This is a genomic window from Intrasporangium sp. (assembly GCF_051961875.1).
Classification (GTDB): domain Bacteria; phylum Actinomycetota; class Actinomycetes; order Actinomycetales; family Dermatophilaceae; genus Intrasporangium_A.
In genome coordinates this window covers 1-2499 of the sequence record NZ_JBQCCV010000078.1, presented here as the reverse complement: position 1 = coordinate 2499, position 2499 = coordinate 1, and the positions used below count along the sequence as shown (strand labels likewise).

Here is a 2499-nt window from a genome sequence, read left to right as displayed (position 1 = left end):
TCCTCAAGGGCAAGAAGAACATTCGCCTGCTCCTGGTCGCGCCGCAGACCCCGGGTGGCATCGAGACGCGCCCGATCTCCGGAGGCCTGCTCATGCAGGAGCGCGACGCCATCGACGCCGTCGTGGACGGCGAGAAGCCGGGCGGTGACGACCCGGCCCGCTGGACCCTCGTCGCCGGGGAGGCCGCCGGCGAGGCAACCCTGCGGGACCTCGAGTTCGCATGGCGGGCGGTCCGGGCGGTCAAGTCCAACGCCATCCTGCTGGCCAGCGATGGCGCGAGCATCGGTATCGGGATGGGGCAGGTCAACCGGGTCGACTCGGCGCACCTCGCGGTCGACCGTGCCGGCGAGGAGCGGGCCCGTGGCGCGGTCGCGGCGTCCGATGCCTTCTTCCCGTTCGCGGACGGGCTGCAGGTCCTGCTCGACGCGGGTGTCCGAGCGGTCGTCGCGCCCGGTGGCTCCATCCGCGACGAGGAGGTCATTGCCGCGGCCAACGAGGCGGGCGTGACGATGTACTTCACCGGAACGCGCCACTTCGCCCACTGACCGAAATGGAGGCGGGGGTCGGCCCGAACGGGCTGACCCCCGCCCTGCCCTTTGGGCAGGTCGGTGGCGGGGTGGACGGTCAGGTCCCGGAGAACCGGAAGCCGGGCAGGGTGGCCCCCAGCCAGGCGAGCGCGACCGGGCTGTACGGCTCGTAGACCGCGGGCCGGTGCCCACCCTCGGCGAGGACGACCGACGTGATCGACAGCGGCCGTCGCGCCGCCTTGAGGAACCCGGCGGTGGAGGGGTAGGAGCGGTGGTCCTGCCGCGAGGCGAGGACCCACATCGCGAGGGGTGGTGGTGCCGTGCTCGCGACGTGCGTCAGGTCGTACGGGCGCAGCTGTGCCGCGTTGAGGGGGCTGTAGGACGCCTCGAACTCGGGATGGAAGTAGCCCTGCATGACGATCGCCGCGCCGAAGATGTCGGGGTGGCGCATGCTCAGCAGCGCCGAGCACCAGGCGCAGTAGGAGTAGCCCATCGTCGCCCAGGACGCCCGGTCCGTCCGGACGTGCAGGTGGGCGACGGCCCAGGCGGGGACGACGTTTGTCAGCCACGTCTCGGACTGTGGGTCGCCTCGTGGCCCGTTGAGGCACTCGGTGTCGACCTCGGACGGCACGTCGATCTGCGGGACGACGAAGATCGTCGGCGCGAGCCGGTGCTCCATCGTGAGCCGCGTCGCGCTGGCGAGGAAGTTGTGGTTGACGAAGCTGGTCGGCGTGGCGGGGAACCCGTGCAGGCCGAGGATGACCGGGTAACGCCGGCTCGATCGTGGGTTGTAGCCCTCCGGCAGGTACACGAGGACCTGCACGCGCCGGCCGGCACTCGGGTCGAGGACGGAGTAGGTCTGCAGCCGCGAGCCCGGTTGTGGCAGAGCGAAGTCGCTGGGAAGAGCAGGTAGCTGTGCGAGGCCGTTGCCGTGCACCGGCGCGGTGAGCGCCTCCTTGACCGTGCCGCCATGATGCGCCTGCACCTGTGGTGAGCGGGCCCCGAAGAGGTCCGCCCATGTCGCGTAGAACACGTACTGGTCGTTGAGGACCGCGAGCGCGAGCGTCACGACGACGGCGTTGAGGGCCAGCACCTCTACGGCGCGGAACCCGGCTCCGCCTCGGCGGCCCCGGACCCTCGGCCAGCCGATGACGACGAGCGCGAAGAGCCCGGCGGCGAGGATGGAGAGTATGACGATGGGTCCCGCATCGGTCAGTTCCACCTAGGCCCCCGCCGGGCGCTCCACGTATTCATCACGGCTCGATGGTGACCCGAAGGGCTGGGAGCATCCTTCGCCTTTCCTGACCGCCGACCGGGCGGTTCCTGATGAACGTGCTTGGAACCTTCCGATGTCGACCCCGGCTGAGCGGCATACCGCCGAGAGAGCGCTCGGCCCCATCCGTCACATCGCGGGCGTGGTGCTGGAGTGATGGGGCGCTCACTCGACGGGGGAAGGCGGGCTGTTCGTCGGGGAGGGCGGGCCGTTCGTCACGTCGAGAGAGCGCTCGGCCCCACCTGTCACATCGCCCCCCGGATGTATGGCGCTCAGCGGGCCTACGGGTTATGCGGGTGCGACCCAGCGCCTGCTGTGCCAGCATCTGGCCATGAGCGACGCGGACCTCAAGCAGACCTTGACGACCTATCTGCAGGCGGGGAGGGATGTGATGGTCTGGAAGCTCGAGGGTGTCTCGGAGTATGACGCTCGGCGGCCGCTGACTCCGACCGGGACCAACCTGCTCGGGCTCGTCAAGCACGTCGCGAGCGTGGGCAGCGGATACTTCGGGTTCGTCTTCGATCGGCCCTTCCCTGAGACGTTGCCCTGGTTCGCGGAGGGCGCTGAAGCCAACGCCGACATGTGGGCGACGGCCGAGGAGTCCCGGGCGCAGATCGTAGGCCTCTGGGAGCGGGTCTGGGAGCACGCGGACGCCACGATCGAGGCCCTCGACCTCGATGCTGCCGGTCGGGTGCCGTG

At 70.2% G+C, this 2499-nt stretch carries 2 protein-coding genes and 1 pseudogene; 2 read left to right on the top strand and 1 reads right to left on the bottom strand.

Annotated elements, in window-relative coordinates; genetic code table 11:
* Positions 1-545, top strand: a pseudogene (purH, locus tag ACTHJJ_RS04715) (bifunctional phosphoribosylaminoimidazolecarboxamide formyltransferase/IMP cyclohydrolase); the annotation flags it as partial.
* Positions 546-624: 79 nt separating this feature from the next.
* On the opposite strand, the gene ACTHJJ_RS04710 reads toward purH, so the two are convergent.
* Positions 625-1749, bottom strand: coding sequence for an alpha/beta hydrolase (locus ACTHJJ_RS04710; RefSeq protein WP_440301780.1), 1125 nt, complete (start codon positions 1747-1749; stop codon positions 625-627).
* Positions 1750-2131: 382 nt separating this feature from the next.
* Between ACTHJJ_RS04710 and ACTHJJ_RS04705 the strand changes: the two genes are divergently transcribed.
* Positions 2132-2499: DinB family protein (locus ACTHJJ_RS04705; RefSeq protein WP_440301779.1), on the top strand; the 368-nt coding region annotated here is incomplete at its 3' end.